This window comes from Microbacterium sp. Leaf351 (genome assembly GCF_001423825.1).
Classification (GTDB): Bacteria; Actinomycetota; Actinomycetes; order Actinomycetales; family Microbacteriaceae; genus Microbacterium; species Microbacterium ginsengisoli.
The window spans coordinates 45840-63709 of record NZ_LMPK01000033.1 but is presented as its reverse complement, the minus strand read 5'-3'; the positions used below and the strand labels follow the sequence as shown (position 1 = coordinate 63709).

General features: G+C 70.8%; 17 protein-coding genes and 2 tRNA genes. 8 read left to right on the top strand and 11 right to left on the bottom strand.

Translation table 11 applies throughout. The annotated features are described in order from the left end of the window. Positions 1-742 (bottom strand): aminotransferase class I/II-fold pyridoxal phosphate-dependent enzyme (locus tag ASG00_RS17815; protein ID WP_235559455.1); only part of this gene is annotated, 742 nt, incomplete at its 3' end. Between the two features lie 61 nt (positions 743-803). Here ASG00_RS17815 and yczE point away from each other — a divergent pair. After that, positions 804-1481, top strand: a complete 678-nt coding sequence (gene yczE / locus ASG00_RS18975; RefSeq protein ID WP_056209200.1) for a membrane protein YczE — start codon at positions 804-806, stop codon at positions 1479-1481. On the opposite strand, the gene ASG00_RS08605 is transcribed toward yczE, so the two are convergent. Continuing rightward, positions 1443-1515, bottom strand: a tRNA-Arg gene (locus tag ASG00_RS08605). The two genes, yczE and ASG00_RS08605, sit on opposite strands and share 39 nt — an antisense overlap. Positions 1516-1594: 79 nt before the next feature. Here ASG00_RS08605 and orn point away from each other — a divergent pair. The 5 genes from orn (at position 1595) to ASG00_RS08580 (ending at position 3489) form a co-directional block, all read left to right on the top strand. Next, positions 1595-2218 (top strand): oligoribonuclease, encoded by a 624-nt coding sequence (gene orn, locus ASG00_RS08600; protein ID WP_056208596.1) that lies wholly within the window; start codon positions 1595-1597, stop codon positions 2216-2218. Positions 2219-2255: 37 nt separating this feature from the next. Beyond that, positions 2256-2331 (top strand) — tRNA-His (locus ASG00_RS08595). 26 nt (positions 2332-2357) lie between these two features. Then, on the top strand, positions 2358-2708 hold the full coding sequence (locus tag ASG00_RS08590; protein WP_045248401.1) for a metallopeptidase family protein: 351 nt from the start codon (positions 2358-2360) through the stop codon (positions 2706-2708). Then, positions 2705-3001 carry an ATP-dependent Clp protease adapter ClpS gene (gene clpS, locus ASG00_RS08585; protein WP_045248552.1) on the top strand — a complete coding sequence of 99 codons (297 nt, stop codon included), beginning with the start codon at positions 2705-2707 and terminating at the stop codon, positions 2999-3001. The genes ASG00_RS08590 and clpS overlap by 4 nt, the downstream gene beginning before the upstream one ends. Beyond that, entirely contained in the window at positions 2998-3489 is a 492-nt protein-coding gene (locus tag ASG00_RS08580; RefSeq protein ID WP_056208593.1) for a DUF2017 family protein, read from the top strand. The genes clpS and ASG00_RS08580 overlap by 4 nt, the downstream gene beginning before the upstream one ends. Before the next feature lie 9 nt (positions 3490-3498). Here the strand turns inward: ASG00_RS08580 and ASG00_RS08575 are convergent, their stop codons facing one another. From ASG00_RS08575 to gatC, 6 genes are read right to left on the bottom strand one after another with little or no spacing between them, the layout of a single operon-like run. Then, positions 3499-4083, bottom strand: coding sequence for a zeta toxin family protein (locus tag ASG00_RS08575; protein ID WP_235557354.1), 585 nt, complete (start codon positions 4081-4083; stop codon positions 3499-3501). After that, on the bottom strand, positions 4058-4378 hold the full coding sequence (locus ASG00_RS08570; RefSeq protein WP_045248403.1) for a hypothetical protein: 321 nt from the start codon (positions 4376-4378) through the stop codon (positions 4058-4060). Before ASG00_RS08570 ends, ASG00_RS08575 begins: the two co-directional genes overlap by 26 nt. 43 nt (positions 4379-4421) lie before the next feature. Beyond that, complete coding sequence (dinB, locus tag ASG00_RS08565; protein ID WP_056208590.1) at positions 4422-5672, bottom strand: DNA polymerase IV; 1251 nt, start codon at positions 5670-5672, stop codon at positions 4422-4424. A gap of 50 nt (positions 5673-5722) precedes the next feature. Then, entirely contained in the window at positions 5723-7240 is a 1518-nt protein-coding gene (gene gatB / locus ASG00_RS08560) for an Asp-tRNA(Asn)/Glu-tRNA(Gln) amidotransferase subunit GatB (RefSeq protein ID WP_056208586.1), read from the bottom strand. Then, positions 7240-8754 carry an Asp-tRNA(Asn)/Glu-tRNA(Gln) amidotransferase subunit GatA gene (gene gatA, locus ASG00_RS08555; RefSeq protein ID WP_056208583.1) on the bottom strand — a complete coding sequence of 505 codons (1515 nt, stop codon included), beginning with the start codon at positions 8752-8754 and terminating at the stop codon, positions 7240-7242. The genes gatB and gatA overlap by 1 nt, the downstream gene beginning before the upstream one ends. Beyond that, positions 8751-9050 carry an Asp-tRNA(Asn)/Glu-tRNA(Gln) amidotransferase subunit GatC gene (gene gatC / locus ASG00_RS08550; RefSeq protein ID WP_045248407.1) on the bottom strand — a complete coding sequence of 100 codons (300 nt, stop codon included), beginning with the start codon at positions 9048-9050 and terminating at the stop codon, positions 8751-8753. The genes gatA and gatC overlap by 4 nt, the downstream gene beginning before the upstream one ends. Before the next feature lie 67 nt (positions 9051-9117). Between gatC and ASG00_RS08545 the strand changes: the two genes are divergently transcribed. Continuing rightward, positions 9118-10815 carry a long-chain-fatty-acid--CoA ligase gene (locus tag ASG00_RS08545; protein WP_056208580.1) on the top strand — a complete coding sequence of 566 codons (1698 nt, stop codon included), beginning with the start codon at positions 9118-9120 and terminating at the stop codon, positions 10813-10815. Positions 10816-10833: 18 nt separating this feature from the next. Here the strand turns inward: ASG00_RS08545 and ligA are convergent, their stop codons facing one another. From ligA to ASG00_RS08530, 3 genes are read right to left on the bottom strand one after another with little or no spacing between them, the layout of a single operon-like run. Next, positions 10834-13194 (bottom strand): NAD-dependent DNA ligase LigA, encoded by a 2361-nt coding sequence (gene ligA / locus ASG00_RS08540; protein WP_056208578.1) that lies wholly within the window; start codon positions 13192-13194, stop codon positions 10834-10836. 59 nt (positions 13195-13253) lie between these two features. Next, positions 13254-14351: a tRNA 2-thiouridine(34) synthase MnmA gene (gene mnmA / locus ASG00_RS08535; protein ID WP_082483171.1), complete on the bottom strand. Its 1098-nt coding sequence runs from the start codon at positions 14349-14351 to the stop codon at positions 13254-13256. A gap of 43 nt (positions 14352-14394) precedes the next feature. Then, the gene (locus ASG00_RS08530; RefSeq protein WP_056208575.1) at positions 14395-15561 is read right to left on the bottom strand and encodes a cysteine desulfurase family protein; all 1167 of its coding nucleotides are present in this window, start codon (positions 15559-15561) and stop codon (positions 14395-14397) included. A 94-nt stretch (positions 15562-15655) separates the two neighbouring features. On the opposite strand from ASG00_RS08530, the gene glgX reads away from it, so the two are divergent. Next, positions 15656-17734: a glycogen debranching protein GlgX gene (gene glgX, locus ASG00_RS08525; RefSeq protein ID WP_056208573.1), complete on the top strand. Its 2079-nt coding sequence runs from the start codon at positions 15656-15658 to the stop codon at positions 17732-17734. Positions 17735-17870: the final 136 nt, after the last annotated feature.

The window sequence follows — 17870 nt, the reverse complement described above, 5'->3', positions numbered from 1 at the left end:
TCTGGAAGTCGGGCATCAGGTATGCGGCCACGGGCACGGTGCGGGCGAAGGCCTGTCCAGCTCTGTCGAGGTCCCATCCGCCGCCCGTCGACACCGGGATGCCGACGAGCCGACCGCCTGCACGGCGGAACGCCTCCGCCGCATGCGGATAGGTCGGCGTCTCGAACACGACACGGTCGCCGCGCGTGACCAGAACGGTCGCGAGGAGCGCGATCGCGCTCTGCGCGCCCGTCGTCACGATGATCTGCTCGGCCACCGTCGGCAGGCCGCGGGCGCTGTAGTTCGCGGCGATCGCGGCACGCAGATCCGCTCGCCCCACCACGTCGTAGCCGGGCCGCGCCACCAGTGATGCGGCGTCGGTCGCGGCTTCTGCGATCACCCCGGGCAGTCCCGGCCACGCCGGCGGACTCGCCTGCTGCAGATCGAGGGCGAAATCGTCTGGCGCGATGGTGCGACGCATTCCCTCGCCGCCGCCGAGCGGCTCCGTCACGCTGCCCGATCCCCGTTGGCTGCGGATGTGGCCCGAGTCGCGCAGACTCCGGTAGGCCGCCGCGACCGTGGTGCGGCTCAGAGCGAGCGCCGCTGCGAGTTCGCGCTCTGCGGGCAACTGGGTGCGAGAGGCGAGACGACCGTCGAGGCAGAGCAGCCGGACGGCATCGGCGAGAGCCTCGTACGCGGGTTCGCTGGTGCGCCAGACACCGAGAGCGGCTACGAGGCCACGAGCCGAAATTCGCGAGTCCATGCGGCCACGTTACTCATATTGGACTGGTGCACAAAGTCCACCTGTGCGCTGAGATGGAGGAATGACCCGCCGCATCCTCGCCCTCATCGTCGGATTGGCCCTCTACGGCGCGGGAGATGCTTTCGCGATCCGCGCCGGTCTGGGAGTCGATCCGTGGACAGCCTTCGCGCAGGGCCTCTCCCTGCACACGGGCATCGGTGTCGGCTGGATCACGAACATCGTGGGTCTGCTCGTGCTGCTGCTCTGGATCCCGCTGCGGCAGCGGCCCGGCATGGGCACGGTCGCGAACATCCTCCTGCTCGGCACCGTCATGCAGGCCACGCTCGCGATCGTGCCTCCGGTCGAGGGCATCGTGGTGCAGTTCGCGCTGCTCATCGGTGGAACGCTGCTGGTCGCGCTCGCGACGGGCATCTACATCGGCGCGGGATTCGGGCCCGGGCCGCGAGACGGCCTGATGACAGGAATGAACACGCGGCTCGGGTGGCCGATCTGGGTGTGCCGCGCGATCGTCGAGCTCACCGTGCTCGCGATCGGCTGGCTGCTCGGCGGCACGGTCGGCATCGGCACCGTCATCTTCGCCCTCGCGATCGGGCCGCTCGTGCACCTGAGCATGGCGCGCTTCGCGCGAGTGCGCCACGACGGCGGCGCCGAGGCATCCACTGCGCAGTCACCCATCGAGGAGGACTCGACAGCGCAGACGTGCCCCCGACAGGACTCGAACCTGCAACCGTCGGATTAGAAGGCCGATGCTCTATCCATTGAGCTACGGGGGCAGATCAAGACTACGGGAGCACTCGCCCCGCCACCCTGTCGCCGGGGCGAGCGTCGCCACCCCGCACTAGGATCGGTGCCATGGCAGGAACGGAAGGCGACCGGCTCGTCTGGATCGATTGCGAGATGACGGGGCTCGATCTGGAGGTCGATCAGCTCGTCGAGATCGCTGTGATCGTGACCGACTTCGAGCTCACCCCGCTCGACGAGGGCTTCCAGGTCGTGATCAAGCCCGACGCATCCGCTCTGGCGCACATGAACGATTTCGTCACCGGGATGCACCGCACCTCGGGTCTGCTCGACGAGATCCCCGAGGGGATCACCGTCGCCGAGGCCGAGTTCCAGGCGCTCGAGTACATCCAGCGCTTCGTGCCGCAGGAGGGGAAGGCCCCGCTCGCCGGCAACACGATCGGCACCGATCGCATGTTCCTGGCTCGCTACATGCCCCGCCTCGACCGATGGCTGCACTACCGCAATGTCGACGTGTCGAGCATCAAGGAACTCTCCCGCCGCTGGTATCCCCGCGCCTACTTCAACGCTCCGTCGAAGGACGGCGGCCACCGCGCTCTCGCCGACATCCGCGAGTCGATCCGCGAACTGGCGTACTACCGCTCGGCGGTGTTCGTGCCGGCGCCCGGCCCCTCCTCCGACGATGCGCGCGCTGCCGCGCAGGCGGCGGTGTCGTCGTTCGCGTCCGGGGTGTGAGAGAATCTTGAGGTTGTCCCGAGATCTCGGGGCCATGGTGGCTATAGCTCAGTCGGTAGAGCACCTGGTTGTGGTCCAGGGGGTCGCGGGTTCAAGTCCCGTTAGCCACCCCACGTTCTCCCGCGACGGGAGCTGATCGATGATCGACCTCGATGTCGACGCGTTCGAGGCGCTCGTGACCGATGAGCTCGACCGACTTCCCGACGAGATGATCGACGGTCTCGACAACGTGGTGTTCGTCGTGGAGGACCGCGCCGCCGACGGCTCGCTCGACCTGCTCGGCCTTTATGACGGGTGGGCGCTGACCGAACGCGACCGCTACGGCATGGGTGAGCTTCCCGACCGCATCATCGTCTACCGCGAAGCGCATCTCGCCGTCTGCGACTCCGTCGACGAGCTCCGCGACGAGGTGCACACGACCCTCGTGCACGAGATCGCCCATTTCTACGGCATCGACGACGAGCGCCTGCACGAGCTGGGGTGGGCATGACGGGCACGGCGACCGAACTCGACCGCGACCTTGACATCGCCGGCGCGACCCGTAGCGAACGCCCCTGGCAGACGGTCGTATGGAACGACCCCGTCAACCTGATGAGCTACGTCGTGCACGTCTTCCGCACCTACTTCGGCTATCCCCCGCCGGTTGCCGAACGGCTCATGCTCGCCGTGCACCACGAGGGTCAGGCGATCGTGTCTGAAGGGCCACGAGAACTGATGGAACTGCACGCGCAAGCCATGCATGACTACGGCCTGTGGGCCACGATCCGGAAGAGCCCCGAATGACGACTCCTCGCCTGATCGTGCTTCAGCTGACCCGCATCGAAGCAGCCCACCTGCAGACGCTGGTGACGCAGTTCGCCGAGCTGGTCGAGGTGCGCGATGACGATGACCCCGCTGTGGCCCGGCTCACCCCGGACGCCTATCCCGACGACGCCCGCGCGGCGAGCGACTTCCGCGACGCGACGCAGGACGAGTTGCTGCGTCGTCGCTCCACCGACGCGGCCGTCGTCACCGATGCGCTCGACGAGCTCGGGCTCGAGGAGGCGATGGATGAGCCGGTCGAGCGTCAGATCGAGGAGGAGCTGATCACTCTCGATCCCGATCAGGCCGCGGCGTGGCTGCGCACCCTGGCGGCGATCCGCCTCGTGCTCGCGACACGACTCGGGGTCACGGACGAGGACTCACACGACGACCGGGATCCTCGATTCGGCATCTACGACTGGGTCGGATTCCGACTCGACGGACTCGTGAAGGCTCTCGACGAGATCTGACCCACGTCCCTAGACGACAGTGAACCTGTGGGTCGCCCACCGGCTCGGGTCGTCACGTCGCACGTGATCCTCATCCTGGGCCGCCCAGGTGTCCCAGTGCGGTGCGTACGCCTCGCCGTCACGAGCGAGGGCGCGTTCGCGGCGAACCTCAAGGGGCGCGTCGAGCCACACCCGCACGGCGGCCGTTGGCGCGGAGCGAGGGGTGAGCACGCCGCATCCTTCGATGATCACCGAGGTGTCCGACGCCACCTCATGCCACTCGGCAGCCCGCGCCGTCTGCCAGTCCCACCGCTGCCAGCGGCCGATCCCTCCCGTCGCGCGAGGCTCGAGAAGTTGGGATGCCACGGCCTCCGCACCGGCGCGCAGCCCCTCCCAGCCCGGGTAGATGTCGTCGAGCGCGACCACGGCGGCACCGCCGGCATGAGGCCACGCCGCGGCCAGCAGACGCGCGAGAGTCGACTTCCCGGCGCCGCTGCGGCCGTCGATCAACACCGTCAGAGGCAGGTCGGCGCGGGCGATCGCCGCCCCGAGCACCTCGGAGATCTGCGCGAGCGTGAGGGCTGCGACGCTACTTCTTGAGGGCGCGGATGACACGGCTCAGTGCGCGCCCGGACACGAACACGAGCGGGATCGCGACCGCGAGCAGCGACACCAGGTTCGGCTCGAAGCGCAGATCATCGCCACGACGGACGTACGCGCCGACGGGCACGCTGTATCCGCCGCCACCGCCGCCGCCGTTCCCCTCGGTGTCGGAGCCACCGCCGAACCCGGCCCAGGCGATCGCGACCGGGATGACGGTGACGCCGTCGAGGTCGTGAGGCTCTCCATAGGAGGCCTTCACGCCGAAGTTGGCGACCTGCTTGCCGAGATCGAGCACGAAGTTGGGCATATGCCCACGCTACCCGCCCAGGCGGGGCCGCGACACCCGGCCGTCATTCGGAGGCACGCGGCTTCGACGGCAACGAGCGTCCGCCTCGCACGTCGCCCAGCAGCGCGGCGCGCGTCACCGCGCCCCGCCCGAACTTGCCGGCGAGGCCGTCGAGTGCGCGTTCGACGTTGCGCCACTCCTCGTCGTCGTCCCACAGCAGTCCGGCGTCTGCGGCCGGGCGCAGCCGTTCCCCGCGCACGCCGACCAGCCGCACCGGCAGCGGGCGCTCCAGCGCACCGAACATGTCGAGCGCGGCCGCTCCGATGCGCTGCCCCACGGCCGTAGGGTCCGCGAGGGTCTGGCTGCGTGACAGCGTGCGGAAGTCGGCGAACCGCACCTTGATCGCCACCGTCGCGGCCTCGACACCGTGCGCACGCAGCCTCGCACCCACCCTGTCGGCGAGCCGACGGAACTCGGCGCGGAGCACGGCATCGTCGTCGATGTCGGTGTCGAACGTCTCCTCGTGCCCGATGCTCTTCTCGGTGCGCGTCGTCTGCACCTCGCGGGCATCGATCCCTCGCACGAGCTGCCACACCCGCTCCCCCATCGCCGCACCCAGCGCGCGCGTCAGGGTGTCGGCGGGCGCCTCGAGCACGTCGGCGACGGTGCGGAGTCCGCGCTGCTCCAGCGCCTCCGCGGCCTTGGGCCCGACGCCCCACAGGGCGCGCACCGGCCGTGGCGCGAGGAACCGCGCGGTATCGGCCTCCGCGACGATCAGCAGCCCGTCGGGCTTGCTGAGCGTCGACGCCATCTTCGCGACGTGCTTGGTGGCGGCGGCGCCGACACTGCAGGTGAGCCCGGTCTCATCCTTCACCCGCCGTCGCACCAGGCGCGCGATCGTTCCGGGCGAACCGAGCAGTCGCTGCGCGCCGCGGACGTCGAGGAAAGCCTCGTCGATCGACAGCGGCTCGACGAGCGGGGTCACCGAGCGGAACACCTCCATCACCCTCGCTGACAGCTCGAGATGGCGCGGGAAGTCGGGCGCGACGACCAGCGCCGCCGGGCACAGACGCAGCGCCTGACCGACCGGCATCGCCGACCGCACCCCGAACCGCCGCGCCTCATAGGACGCGCTCGAGACGACTCCGCGCCCCTCGGGTGCACCGATGATGATCGGCTTGCCGGCGAGGGTCGGATCATCGAGCACCGCGACCGACGCGTAGAACGCATCCATGTCGACGTGCAGGATGCCCGCACCGGTGTCGTCGGCATCGGGCGGCGACACGATTCGCCCCGACCCGTCACCTCGACCCATGCCCCGATTCTCGTCGGTGCCGCCGACATCCGACGGCACCGACGAGATGATCAGAGCGCGCCGGCGCGCTCCAGGATGAGTTCGCGCACGCGAGCCGCGTCGGCCTGGCCCTTCATGGCCTTCATCACGGCGCCGATGACGGCACCCGCGGCCTGCACCTTGCCGTCGCGGATCTTCTCCAGCACGTCGGGTTGGGCGACGAGCGCCTCGTCGATCGCCGCGATGAGGGCACCGTCGTCGCTCACGACTGCGAGCCCGCGCGCATCGACGACCTGCTGCGGCGTCCCCTCGCCGGCGATGACTCCCTCGAGCACCTGACGCGCGAGCTTGTCGGTGAGCGTGCCGGCGTCGACGAGCGCCTGCAGCGCGGCGACATCGGCCGGGGTGACCAGCTCGGATGCCTCACGCTCACCGGCGTTCGCGATGCGGGCGATCTCTCCCGTCCACCACTTCTTGGCCGCCGCGGGGGTCGTCCCGGACGCGACTGTCAGCTCGACCTGCTCGAGCAGGCCGCTGTTGCGGACATCCTGGAACTCCAGCTCGGTGAAGCCCCAGTCGGAGCGCAGCCGGCGACGCCGGGCGATCGGGGGCTCGGGCAGGTCGGCGCGCAGCTCGTCGATCAGCTCGATCGGCGGGGCGACAGGCAGCAGGTCGGGCTCGGGGAAGTAGCGGTAGTCGTCGGCATCCGACTTCGGTCGACCCGCCGACGTCGTGCCGGTGTCCTCGTGCCAATGGCGCGTCTCCTGCACGATCGTGCCGCCCCCGGCGAGGATGGCCGCTTGGCGCTGGATCTCGTAGCGCACGGCACGTTCGACGGAACGCGTCGAGTTCACGTTCTTCGTCTCCGTGCGGGTGCCGAGCTTCTCCTGACCGCGCGGGCGCAGCGACACGTTCGCGTCACACCGCAGGTTGCCACGCTCCATCCGCCCTTCCGAGACGCCGAGCGCCACGACGATGTCGCGGATCGCCTGCACGTACGCCTTCGCGATCTCGGGCGCACGATGCTCGGCGCCGAAGATGGGCTTCGTGACGATCTCGACCAGCGGCACGCCGGCACGGTTGTAGTCGACCAGCGAGTAGTCCGCCCCCTGGATGCGACCGGTCGCCCCGCCCACGTGCGTGAGCTTGCCGGCGTCCTCCTCCATGTGGGCCCGCTCGATGGGAACGGTCACGAGGCTGCCGTCGGTGAGCTCCACCTCGACCGAGCCCTCGAACGCGATCGGCTCGTCGTACTGCGAGATCTGATAGTTCTTGCCGAGGTCGGGGTAGAAGTAGTTCTTCCGCGCGAATCGGCTCGACGGCGCGATCGAACAGCCGAGCGCGAGGCCCAGGCGGATCGACGACCTCACGGCCTGCGCGTTCACGACCGGCAGCGAGCCGGGGAGCCCGAGGTCGACCGGGGCGATAAGCGTGTTCGGCGCCGCGTCGTGGTTGTCGGGGTGCGCCGGGTTGGGCGCCGCCGAGAACATCTTCGTCGCCGTGTTCAGCTCGACGTGCACCTCGAAGCCGAGCACCGGCTCGAACAGCTCGAGTGCCTTGTCGAAGTCCATGAGCGCGTCCTTGGCCATCAGCGCACACCTCCCAGGGTCGGGGCGCGGTCGAGGAGCGGTCCGCCCCACTCCGCTTCGAGCAGAGCCTCGAGGGCCGCACCGACGCGGTACAGACGAGCGTCCTTACGGGCCGGGGCGAGGAACTGGATGCCGACCGGGAGCCCGTCGTCGTCGGCGAGACCCGAGGGGATCGAGATGCCGGGCACGCCCGCGAGGTTCGCGGGGATGGTCGTCACATCGTTCAGGTACATCTGCAGCGGGTCGTCGATGCGCTCGCCGAGCCGGAACGCCGTCGTCGGCGCTGTCGGCGTGGCGATGACGTCGACGTTCGCGAAGGCCGCGGCGAAATCCTGCTGGATGAGCGTGCGCACCTTCTGAGCCGACCCGTAATAGGCGTCGTAATAGCCCGCCGACAAGGCGTAGGTGCCCAGGATGATGCGGCGCTTGACCTCGTCCCCGAAGCCCGCCTCGCGGGTGGCCGCCATGACGTCCTCGACGGTGCCGCCGGACACCGGGACCCGCAGGCCGAAGCGCACGGAGTCGAACTTTGCGAGGTTGCTGGAGGCCTCCGCGGGGAGGATCAGGTAATAGGCGGCGACACCGTACTCGAAGTGCGGCGCGCTGATCTCGACGATCTCGGCCCCCTGGGACTCGAGCTTCGCGAGCGCGCCGTGGAACGAGCGGGCGACACCCGGCTGGAAGCCGGAGTCGGGCAGCTCGCGGATCACGCCGACCTTCAGGCCCTTCAGCACGTCGCCGCGAGCACCCTCGCGCGCCGCGGCGGCGAAAGAGGGCCAGGCGTCGGTGAGCGAGGTCGAGTCGTTCGCGTCGTGCCCGCCGATCACGTCGTGCAGGAGACCCGCGTCGAGCACGGTGCGGGTGACGGGGCCGATCTGGTCGAGGCTCGACGCGAGCGCGATCGCCCCGTACCGACTCACTGCGCCGTACGTCGGCTTCACGCCGACGGTGCCGGTCACGTGCGCGGGCTGGCGGATGGAACCGCCCGTGTCGGAGCCGAGGGCGAGCGGCGCCTCGAAGGCCGCGACCGCGGCCGCCGATCCGCCGCCGGACCCGCCCGGGATCCGGTCGAGGTCCCACGGGTTGTGCGTGGGACCGTAGGCCGAGTGCTCGGTCGACGAGCCCATCGCGAACTCGTCCATGTTGGTCTTGCCGAGCGGGATCAACCCCGCTGCCCGGGCACGCGCGACGACGGTGGCGTCGTACGGCGACAGGTAGCCTTCGAGGATCTTGGAGCCGCTCGTCGAGGGCATGTCGGTCGTGACCAGCACGTCCTTCACCGCGAGCGGAACGCCCGCGAGCGCGTGCAGTTGCTCGCCGGCGGCGCGACGACGGTCGATGTCGGCGGCCGCGTCGAGAGCGGTGTCGCTCACGTGCAGGAACGCGTGCACGTCACCGTCGACCGCGGCGATGCGGTCGAGGTGAGCCTGCGTCGCCTCCACACTCGAGACCTCTCCCGCAGCCAGCCGATCGGCCAGCGCGGCGGCGGACAGACGAAGGATGTCGTCGCTCACTGCTCCTCCCCCAGGATCGCCGTCACGCGGAAACGGTCGCCCGCGGCATCCGGCGCGTTCTGCAGCGCCTGCGCGGTGGTCAGCACCTCGCCGACCGTGTCGGGGCGGAAGACGTTCTCCAGCGGGATCGGGTGGCTCGTCGCCACCACATCGGGCGTCGCCACCTGCGACACCTTCGCGATGTTGTCGACGATCGCGTCGAGCTGACCGGTGAGTCGGGTCACCTCGTCGTCGTCGAGCCGGATCCGGGCCAGTTCGCCGAGGTGGCGCACGAGTTCGGGAGTGATTTCAGACACCCGACGAGTCTAGTTGGGCGGCTGGACCGGCCCGCGTTCCGGGCCGTCTCGCGCGTAGGCTGACCGCGTGACGACCTTCGAGCCGCCCCGCCCCTGGACCGCCAGCTACGCCGACGGCGTGCCAGAAGACCTCGCGACGGTCACCGGCTGCCTGACCGACATCGTCGAGGCATCCGCCCGGGACTACCCCGATGCTGTCGCCCTCGAGTTCTTCCGCCGCGAGACCACCTATCGGGCGCTCCACGAGCGGATCTCCCGCGCTGCCGCGGGACTCGCGGCGCTCGGTGTGCGTGCCGGCGACCGGGTCGCGATCGTGCTGCCCAACTGCCCGCAGCACATCGTCGCGTTCTACGCGATCCTGCGCCTGGGCGCGATCGCCGTCGAGCACAACCCGCTCTACACACCGCGCGAGCTGCGCAAGCAGTTCGAGGACCACGGCGCCCGCGTCGCGATCGTCTGGAACAAGATCGTCGCCGACGTGCAGGCGTTCCCCGCCGACCTTCGGGTGCCGGCGATCGTGTCCGTCGACGTCGTGCAGGCGATGCCGTGGCACACCCGCCTCGCCCTGCGCCTACCGATCGCGAAGGCGCGGGAGTCGCGGGCGGCGCTGTTCGCACCCGTGCGCGGCACCACGCCGTGGGAGACCGTCGTCGCCGCCGCGCCGCTGCCCGACTCGCACCCGCGCCCGGCGACCGACGACGTCGCGATCCTGCAGTACACGAGCGGCACCACCGGAACCCCGAAGGGTGCGGTGCTCACCCACCGCAACCTGCTCACGAACGCCGCGCAGGCACGCGCCTGGGTGCCCTCGATCGTGCGCGGAGACGGATGCATCGTCTACGCCGTGCTGCCGATGTTCCACGCCTACGGGCTGACGCTCTGCCTCACGTTCGCGATGTCGATGGGGGCGCGGCTCGTGCTGTTCCCGCGCTTCGACCCCGACATGGTGCTCGCGGCGACCACCCGGCATCCGGCCACGTTCCTCCCGCTCGTGCCGCCCATCGCCGAGCGACTGCTCGCGCGGTCGCGCGAGACCGGCATCTCGATCGCCGGCACGAAGATCGCGATCTCGGGTGCCATGGCGCTGCCGCACGAACTCGTCGTGCCGTTCGAGGCGGCGTCCGGGGGCTACCTCGTGGAAGGGTACGGACTGAGCGAGTGCTCCCCCGTGCTCATGGCCAACCCGGTCGCCGAGAACCGCCGACCGGGCACCGTGGGTCTCCCGCTCCCCGGCACCGAGTGCCGCGTGGTCGATCCCGACGAGCCGACGCGCGACGTGCCCGCGGGCAGCCCCGGTGAGCTCGTCGTGCGCGGGCCGCAGGTATTCTCGGGCTACTACGGCAAGCCCGAGGCCAGCGCCGAAGTGTTCGTCGACGGCTGGTTCCGCACGGGCGACATCGTCACGATCGACGACGCCGGATTCGTGCGGATCGTCGATCGCATCAAGGAGCTCATCATCACGGGCGGGTTCAACGTTGCACCGACCGAGGTCGAGAACGCGCTGCGCCAACATCCTGATGTGCTCGATGCCGCGGTCGTCGGCCTCCCCGACGGCCACTCCGGCGAGGCGGTCGTGGCGGCGATCGTGCCGCGCGACGGTGCGGACGTCGACGTCGAGGAGATCCGGGCGTTCGCGCGCGGCGTGCTCACGCCCTACAAGGTGCCCAAGCGCGTCGTGGTCGTCGACGGCTTGCCGACATCGCTCATCGGCAAGGTGCTGCGACGCCAGGTCAAGGAGAAGCTGCTCGCCGACGACGCGCACTGACCCAGGTCGCGGCGACGGTCAGGACGCGTCGTCGCGGAGCGCGCCCGGTCCTTCGGTGACGAGCAGATGGAACTGAGCCGCGTCGATGATGCGCACGCCGAGCTCCTCGGCCTTCGCGAGCTTCGATCCCGCGCCCGGTCCGGCGGCGACGAAGTCGGTCTTCTTCGAGACGCTCGACGCCGCCTTCCCGCCGGCCCGGAGGATGGCCTCCTGCGCACCTTCACGGGTGTAGCCCTCGAGCGTGCCGGTCGCGACGACGGTGAGTCCGTCGAGCACGCCGCCGTTGACGACCGCGGCCCCCGGGCCCGGATGCCCCGGCGTCGCGAACTGCGCGCCGGCCGCCGCCCACCGGTGCACGATGTCGGCGTGCCAGTCGACGGCGAACCAATCGATCACGGCCTCGGCGATGATGCCGCCCACGCCGTCGACCGCCGCCAGCTCCTCCTGGGTCGCTGCCCGGATCGCATCCACGGAGCCGAACCACTGGGCGAGAGCCCGGGCGGCGACCGGGCCCACGTGCCGGATGTTCAATGCGACGAGGAACCGCCACAGCTCTTTCGTCTTCGCCTTCTCGAGCTCGTCGAGCAGCGTGACAGCCTGAGCGGAAGGATGCAGCACCACGTGGTCCTTGCGCACGCCCGCGGCGCGGCGCTCGGCGGGCGTTGCGTTCTCCCACCCGGGCGGGTAGGTGCGCTCGATTCGCTGGAAGGGAGCGCGGCGCACAAGGTCGCCGGTCGACTCGTCGACCTTCTCCTCGCCCGTCTCGGCATCGCGCACCACCACCTCGATGGGGATGAGCTGTTCGAGGGTGAGATCGAACAGGCCGGCCTCGGTGACGAGCGGCGGTGAGGCGGTGCCGTCGGCTTGCGTGAGGGCGGCTGCCGTCACCTCGCCCAGCGCTTCGACGTCGAGCGCGCCGCGCGAGCCGATGTGTTCGACACGTCCGCGCACCTGCGCCGGGCAGGAGCGGGTGTTCGGGCACCGCAGGTCGATGTCGCCCTCCTTCGCCGGGGCGAGCGGCGTGCCGCAGGCGGGGCACAGCGTCGGCATCACGAACGCGCGCTCGGTGCCGTCGCGCAGCTCGACCACGGGCCCGAGCACCTCGGGGATGACATCACCCGCCTTGCGCAGCACGATGGTGTCGCCGATCAGCACGCCCTTGGCCTTCACGACGTCCTGGTTGTGCAGCGTCGCCTGGCGCACCACCGACCCGGAGACCCGCGCGGGCGCCATGACGGCGAACGGGGTCGCGCGGCCGGTGCGGCCCACCGACACGACGATGTCGAGCAGCTTCGTGTTCACCTGCTCCGGCGGGTACTTGTAGGCGATCGCCCATCGCGGCGCCCGACTTGTCGCGCCCAGCTCGTCGTGCAGCGCCAGCTCGTCGACCTTGACCACGACACCGTCGATCTCATGCTCGACGTCGTGGCGGTGCTCACCGTAGTAGGCGACGAACTCGCGCACGCCCGCGGCATCCGTCGCGGTGCGGAAGGACGTGCTGGTCGGCAGGCCCCACTGCGCGAGCAGTCCGTAGACCTCGCTCTGCGAGGCGACCGGCGGGTCGGGCCACGCGCCGATGCCGTGCACGAGCAGCCGCAGCGAGTCGAGACGCGCCTGCCCGGCTTCGAGCTCGAGGCCGTCCTTCTTGTCGAGCTGCTGACGGAGCCCTCCGCTCGCCGCGTTGCGCGGATTCGCGAACGACGGGAACCGGCGGTCGGCGCTGGCCTGCGCGCGCGCCTCGTCGACGCCCCGCGCGCGGGCATCGGCGGTCACGCGCTCTCGCATGCGCGACTGACGTTCGTTCAGCCGGTCGAATGCCGCGACCGGGATGTACACCTCGCCGCGCACTTCGACGATGTCGGGATGCCCCGTTCCGGCGAGGCGCTGCGGGATGCCCGCGACGCGCACGGCGTTGACGGTGACGTCCTCGCCGACGCGACCGTCACCGCGGGTCGCCGCGGAGGTCAGCACGCCCCGTTCGTAGCGCAGGTTGATGGCGAGCCCGTCGATCTTCAGCTCGCACAGCCACCGCACGGGTCGGCCCGCGGCCCCCGCGGTCTTCGCGCACCACTCGGTGAGCTCCTCGGGGCTGAAGACGTTGTCGAGGCTCAGCATGCGTTCGGCGTGGGTCACCGGCGCGAACATCGAACTCTGCGCGGCGCCGACCGACAGCGTCGGCGAGTCCTGGCTCTGCAGCTCGGGGTAGGCCCGCTCGATCGCCTCGAGCCGCCGCATCCAGCCGTCGTAGGTCGCGTCGTCGACCAGCTCGGCGTCGTCGCCGTAGTACGCGTCACGCGCCCCGAGGATGCGGGTCGTGAGATCGGATGCCTCGGCCCGCGCCTCGTCGAGGGTCACCCGCGGGAGTTCGTCGTCAGCCACGCACCAAGTCTAGGGAGGGCCACCCCCACGGCGAGCGGATCACCCGGTGGACGGAACCCTCACGCGACGACCGGCACCGCCGACACGGTGCGGTCGATCGTGAACTGCCCGAGCACGCGCGTGCCGATGTAGAGCACGGCGGTCTGCCCGGGTGCGACGCCGTCGAACGGGGTGTCGGGACGCACCGTCACCGCGTCCTCCGTGATCGTCGCGTCGGCGGGCACCGGGTCCGCGTGCGCACGGATCTGCACCTCGACCCGCAGGTCGCCTGTCGCGGGCGCCGTCCCCGCCCACGAGCGCCGGGCGCCGGCGATCTCGGTCGTCGCGAGGGCCTCCTTCGGGCCCACGACGACGGTGTTCGAGACCGGACGCACCTCGAGGACGAACCGCGGCTTCCCGTCGTCCGCGGGCACGCCGAGCTTGAGACCTCGGCGCTGCCCGACCGTGAACGCATGCGCGCCCTCGTGCCGGCCCACGACGGCACCGGTGCGGTCGATGACGTCGCCTTCCTCGGCGCCCACCCGGTCGGCCAGCCAGCCGCGCGTGTCGCCGTCGGGGATGAAGCAGATGTCGTGACTGTCGGGCTTCGCGGCCACCGTGAACCCGCGCTGCTCGGCCTCCGCGCGCACGACGGCCTTCGAGGGGGTCGCGCCCAGCGGGAACAGGCAGTGGGCGAGCTGCTCGGCGGTGAGCACTCCCAGTACGTACGACTGGTCCTTCGCGGCATCCGATGCCCGGTGCAGCTCACGACCGGACGGAGTGTCGAGAAGCGTGGCGTAGTGGCCCGTGCACACCGCGTCGAAGCCGAGCTCGATGCCGCGTTCGAGCAGGGCGGCGAACTTGATCTTCTCGTTGCAGCGCATGCAGGGGTTGGGGGTGCGGCCCGCGCGGTACTCGGCGACGAAGTCCTCGATCACGTCGTCGCGGAAGCGCTCGGAGAAGTCCCACACGTAGAACGGGATGCCGAGGCGATCGGCGACGCGGCGGGCGTCCATCGCATCCTCGATCGTGCAGCAGCCCCGGCTGCCGGCGCGCAGCGTGCCGCCGGCGCGTGAGAGCGCGAGATGCACGCCGACGACATCGTGTCCGGCGTCGACGGCACGCGCCGCCGCCACCGCGGAGTCCACGCCCCCGCTCATCGCCGCCAACACCCGCATGCCCCCAGTCTACGAGCGGGCTCCGGCGTCGGGGCGGGCCTGCTCAGGCGACGGATGCCGCGGCCCGGGCCCGTGCGAGGGCGTCCGGGAGCGCCGCGACGAAGGCGGCGACATCGGCCGCGCTCGAGGTGCGACCGAGGGTGACGCGCAGTACGGCGCGGGCGTCGTCATCCGAGCGACCGAGCGCGAGGACCACGTGCGACGGCTCGGCCACTCCGGCCTGGCAGGCCGAGCCGGTCGACACCGAGACCCCCGCGACATCCAGCAGGAACAGCAGCGTCTCCCCGCGAACGCCCGGGAACAGCAGATGCACGTTGCCGGGCACCCGGTCGTCGGGGTCACCGAGCAGCACCGCGTCGGGGGCGATCGCGGCGACCGCGGCCCGCAGCTCGCGGGCCAGTGTCCGCAGGCGCGCCGCCTCGGTGTGGAGCTCGGCGACGGCGAGCTCGGCCGCCACAGCGAACGCCGCGGCACCCGCGACATCCTGCGTTCCGGCACGCAGCCCGCGCTGCTGCCCGCCACCGTGCAGTTGCGCCTCGAGACGCGCGCTGCGTGCGACGACGAGTGCGCCGACGCCGACGGGTCCGCCGACCTTGTGCGCCGACACGCTGAGGGCGACGAGCCCCGTTCCGGGCGTGGCATCGGACCGCCAGGCCCGGTACGCAACCGGAACGTGCCCGAAGGCGGCGACGGCGTCGAGATGCAGCGGCACCCCGGCAGCTCCGGCGACTGCGGCGAGCCGGGACGCATCGTTGACCGTGCCGATCTCGTTGTTGGCGACGAGCGCCGTCGCCATGGCGACGTCGTCACCGAGCGCCGCGCCGAACGCATCCGGATCGATGCGCCCCACCGCATCGATCGCCACGGGACGCTCCACGGCGCCGGGCAGCGCCCGCACGGCGTCGATCGTCGCGTGGTGCTCGCCATCGGGCAGAACGACGACCCCGCGAGCGACGGCCCGCGCCTCCCAGAGGCCCGCCACCGCGAGGTTCACGGCCTCGGTGCCGCCGGAGGTGAACACCACCTCGATGGGCTCCGCGTCGAGCGCGGCCGCGACCCGCTCGCGCGACTCCTCGAGCAGCCGGCGGGCGGCCTGACCGTCACCGTGGATCGACGACGCGTTCCCCACCATCTCCTGCGCGTCGAGCCACGCCGCGCGCGCCTCCGGGCGCAAGGGGCTGGATGCCGCGTGGTCGAGGTAGACACTCACCTGTCCACTGTCCCATGCCCGGCGCGATGCCCGGCGACTGCCGCCACGCTCGCGCGTAACGCCGTCGACTCACATACTCGTTACCCTCGAGACCATGCCCGGCACGACCCCGACGTCCGAGACGTCGCTCCTGCATTCGACCGCGTTCGACGACCTCGGCGTCACCCTCCACGCCGGCGGCGGCACACTCCGCGTGTGGTCGGGCAACGCGATCGGACTCGAGCTGGTCGTCTTCGACGACACCGATCTCGACTGGATCACCGCCGAGCTTCCGATGAGCCCCTCAGGCCACGGCGTCTGGGAGGTGACCTCCGAGCTGCTGCACCCCGGCGCGCGCTACGCCGTGCGCGCCGTCGGCCCACAGCAGAACGGCAGCATGTTCAACTCGCGCACACTGCTGCTCGACCCCTACGCGAAGGGCATCACCGCGGGCGGCTTCAACGACTGGCGCTCGGTCGTGGTGGATGGCACGTTCGACTGGGGCGGTGTGGCGAAGCCGCGGGTGCCGCTCGACCGGACGGTGCTCTACGAGGGTCACGTGAAAGGCCTCACGAAGCGGCATCCGGATGTCCCTCCCGCCCTTCACGGCACGTACGCGGGACTCGCCCACCCGGCGATGATCGAGCATTTCCACGCGCTCGGGATCACCACGATCGAGCTGCTGCCCATCCACGCGTTCCAATCGGAGCCGCGACTTCTGCAGCTGGGGCTCGCCAACTACTGGGGCTACAACACCGTCAACTTCTTCACCCCGCACCCGCGGTACGCGACGGACGCCGCGCGCCGCGCCGGCTCCACCGCGGTGCTCGCCGAGGTCAAGGGCATGGTGAAGCTGCTCCACGAGGCCGGCCTCGAGGTCGTGCTCGACGTGGTCTACAACCACACCGCGGAAGAGGGCATCGGCGGTCCCCGCTCGAGCCTGCGCGGCCTCGACAACCGCAACTACTACCGCCAGACCGACGACGGCGTGTACGTCGACGTCACCGGGTGCGGCAACTCGTTGAACACGTCGACGGATGCCGCGGCCCGCCTGGTGCTCGACTCCCTCCGGTACTGGGCCGACGAGGTGCAGATCGACGGCTTCCGCTTCGACCTCGCGACGACCCTCGGACGCGACGCCGCCCACACGTACACCCCCGAGCACCCGCTGCTGCGCGCGATCGCCGACGACCCGCTGCTGCAGGACGCCAAGCTCATCGCCGAGCCCTGGGATGTCGGCCTGGGCGGCTGGCAGACCGGCAACTTCGGCGCCGGTTGGCACGAGTGGAACGACCGCTACCGCGACCGCGTGCGCAACTTCTGGCTGAGCGACGTCGACTACGCCCGGCGCGCCTCGACCGCTCCGGTCGGCATCGGCGGGTTCGCGACGCGCCTGGCCGGATCGTCCAACACCTTCTCTGAGGACCGCGGCCCGCTGGCATCCATCAACTTCGTCACCGCGCACGACGGGTTCACCCTTCGCGATCTCGTCTCGTACGACGTGAAGCACAACCTCGGCAACGGCGAGCAGAACCGCGACGGTGCCGACACGAACCGGTCGTTCAACCACGGCGCCGAAGGTCCGACCGACGACGAGCGCATCCTCGCCACCCGGCGCAAAGCGATGCGCAACCTGCTCGGCACACTGCTGTTGTCGGCCGGCATCCCGATGCTCACCGCGGGCGACGAGTACGCCCGCACCCAGCGGGGCAACAACAACGCCTACTGCCACGACTCCGAGCTCACCTGGCTCGACTGGGAGCCGGCGTCCTGGCAGAAGCAGCTGTTCGCCCACGTGCAGCGCCTCATCCGCCTGCGCCGCGAGAACCCGGCGCTGCGCCCCATCCGATTCGCACGGCTCGGGGAGCACACGCCGTCGGCGTCGGTCATGGAGTGGTACGACGAGCACGGCGAGACGATGTCGGAGGAGCGGTGGACGAACCCCGCCCACCGCACCCTGCAGTACGTGGCGGCATCCACCCCCGAGTTCGAGGCGTTCAACCGCATTCTGCTGATCGTGCACGGAACCGAGCGTCCGGTCGAGGTCACTCTGCCCGAGGTGGACGGGGTCACCCGCTACGTCTCGCTGTGGCGCAGCGACGAGGACGTTCCGCAGCTGCTCGAACAGGTGCACGCCCCCGGCGACGCCGTCGAGGTCTCCCCCACCTCGATGCACCTCTTCCGTGCCGAATGACCCGGCGCCGATGAGCGCGGCGGGGTAGGTTCGAGCCGTGGCACAGAAGACACCGGCTCCGACGTCCTCCGCCTGGCTGAGCGCCTCCGCGCTTCCTCTCCGGCCCGCCTCCGCGTGGGCGGCCCCGGACGGAACG

Bases quoted from the DNA above. Each gene is read 5' to 3' on its own strand.
- yczE (WP_056209200.1), top strand. From the start codon at position 804: ATGACCCGCCGCATCCTCGCCCTCATCGTCGGATTGGCCCTCTACGGC.
- orn (WP_056208596.1), top strand. From the start codon at position 1,595: ATGGCAGGAACGGAAGGCGACCGGCTCGTCTGGATCGATTGCGAGATG.
- ASG00_RS08590 (WP_045248401.1), top strand. From the start codon at position 2,358: ATGATCGACCTCGATGTCGACGCGTTCGAGGCGCTCGTGACCGATGAG.
- clpS (WP_045248552.1), top strand. From the start codon at position 2,705: ATGACGGGCACGGCGACCGAACTCGACCGCGACCTTGACATCGCCGGC.
- ASG00_RS08580 (WP_056208593.1), top strand. From the start codon at position 2,998: ATGACGACTCCTCGCCTGATCGTGCTTCAGCTGACCCGCATCGAAGCA.
- ASG00_RS08570 (WP_045248403.1), bottom strand. From the start codon at position 4,378: ATGCCCAACTTCGTGCTCGATCTCGGCAAGCAGGTCGCCAACTTCGGC.
- dinB (WP_056208590.1), bottom strand. From the start codon at position 5,672: ATGGGTCGAGGTGACGGGTCGGGGCGAATCGTGTCGCCGCCCGATGCC.
- gatB (WP_056208586.1), bottom strand. From the start codon at position 7,240: ATGGCCAAGGACGCGCTCATGGACTTCGACAAGGCACTCGAGCTGTTC.
- mnmA (WP_082483171.1), bottom strand. From the start codon at position 14,351: ATGCGGGTGTTGGCGGCGATGAGCGGGGGCGTGGACTCCGCGGTGGCG.
- glgX (WP_056208573.1), top strand. From the start codon at position 15,656: ATGCCCGGCACGACCCCGACGTCCGAGACGTCGCTCCTGCATTCGACC.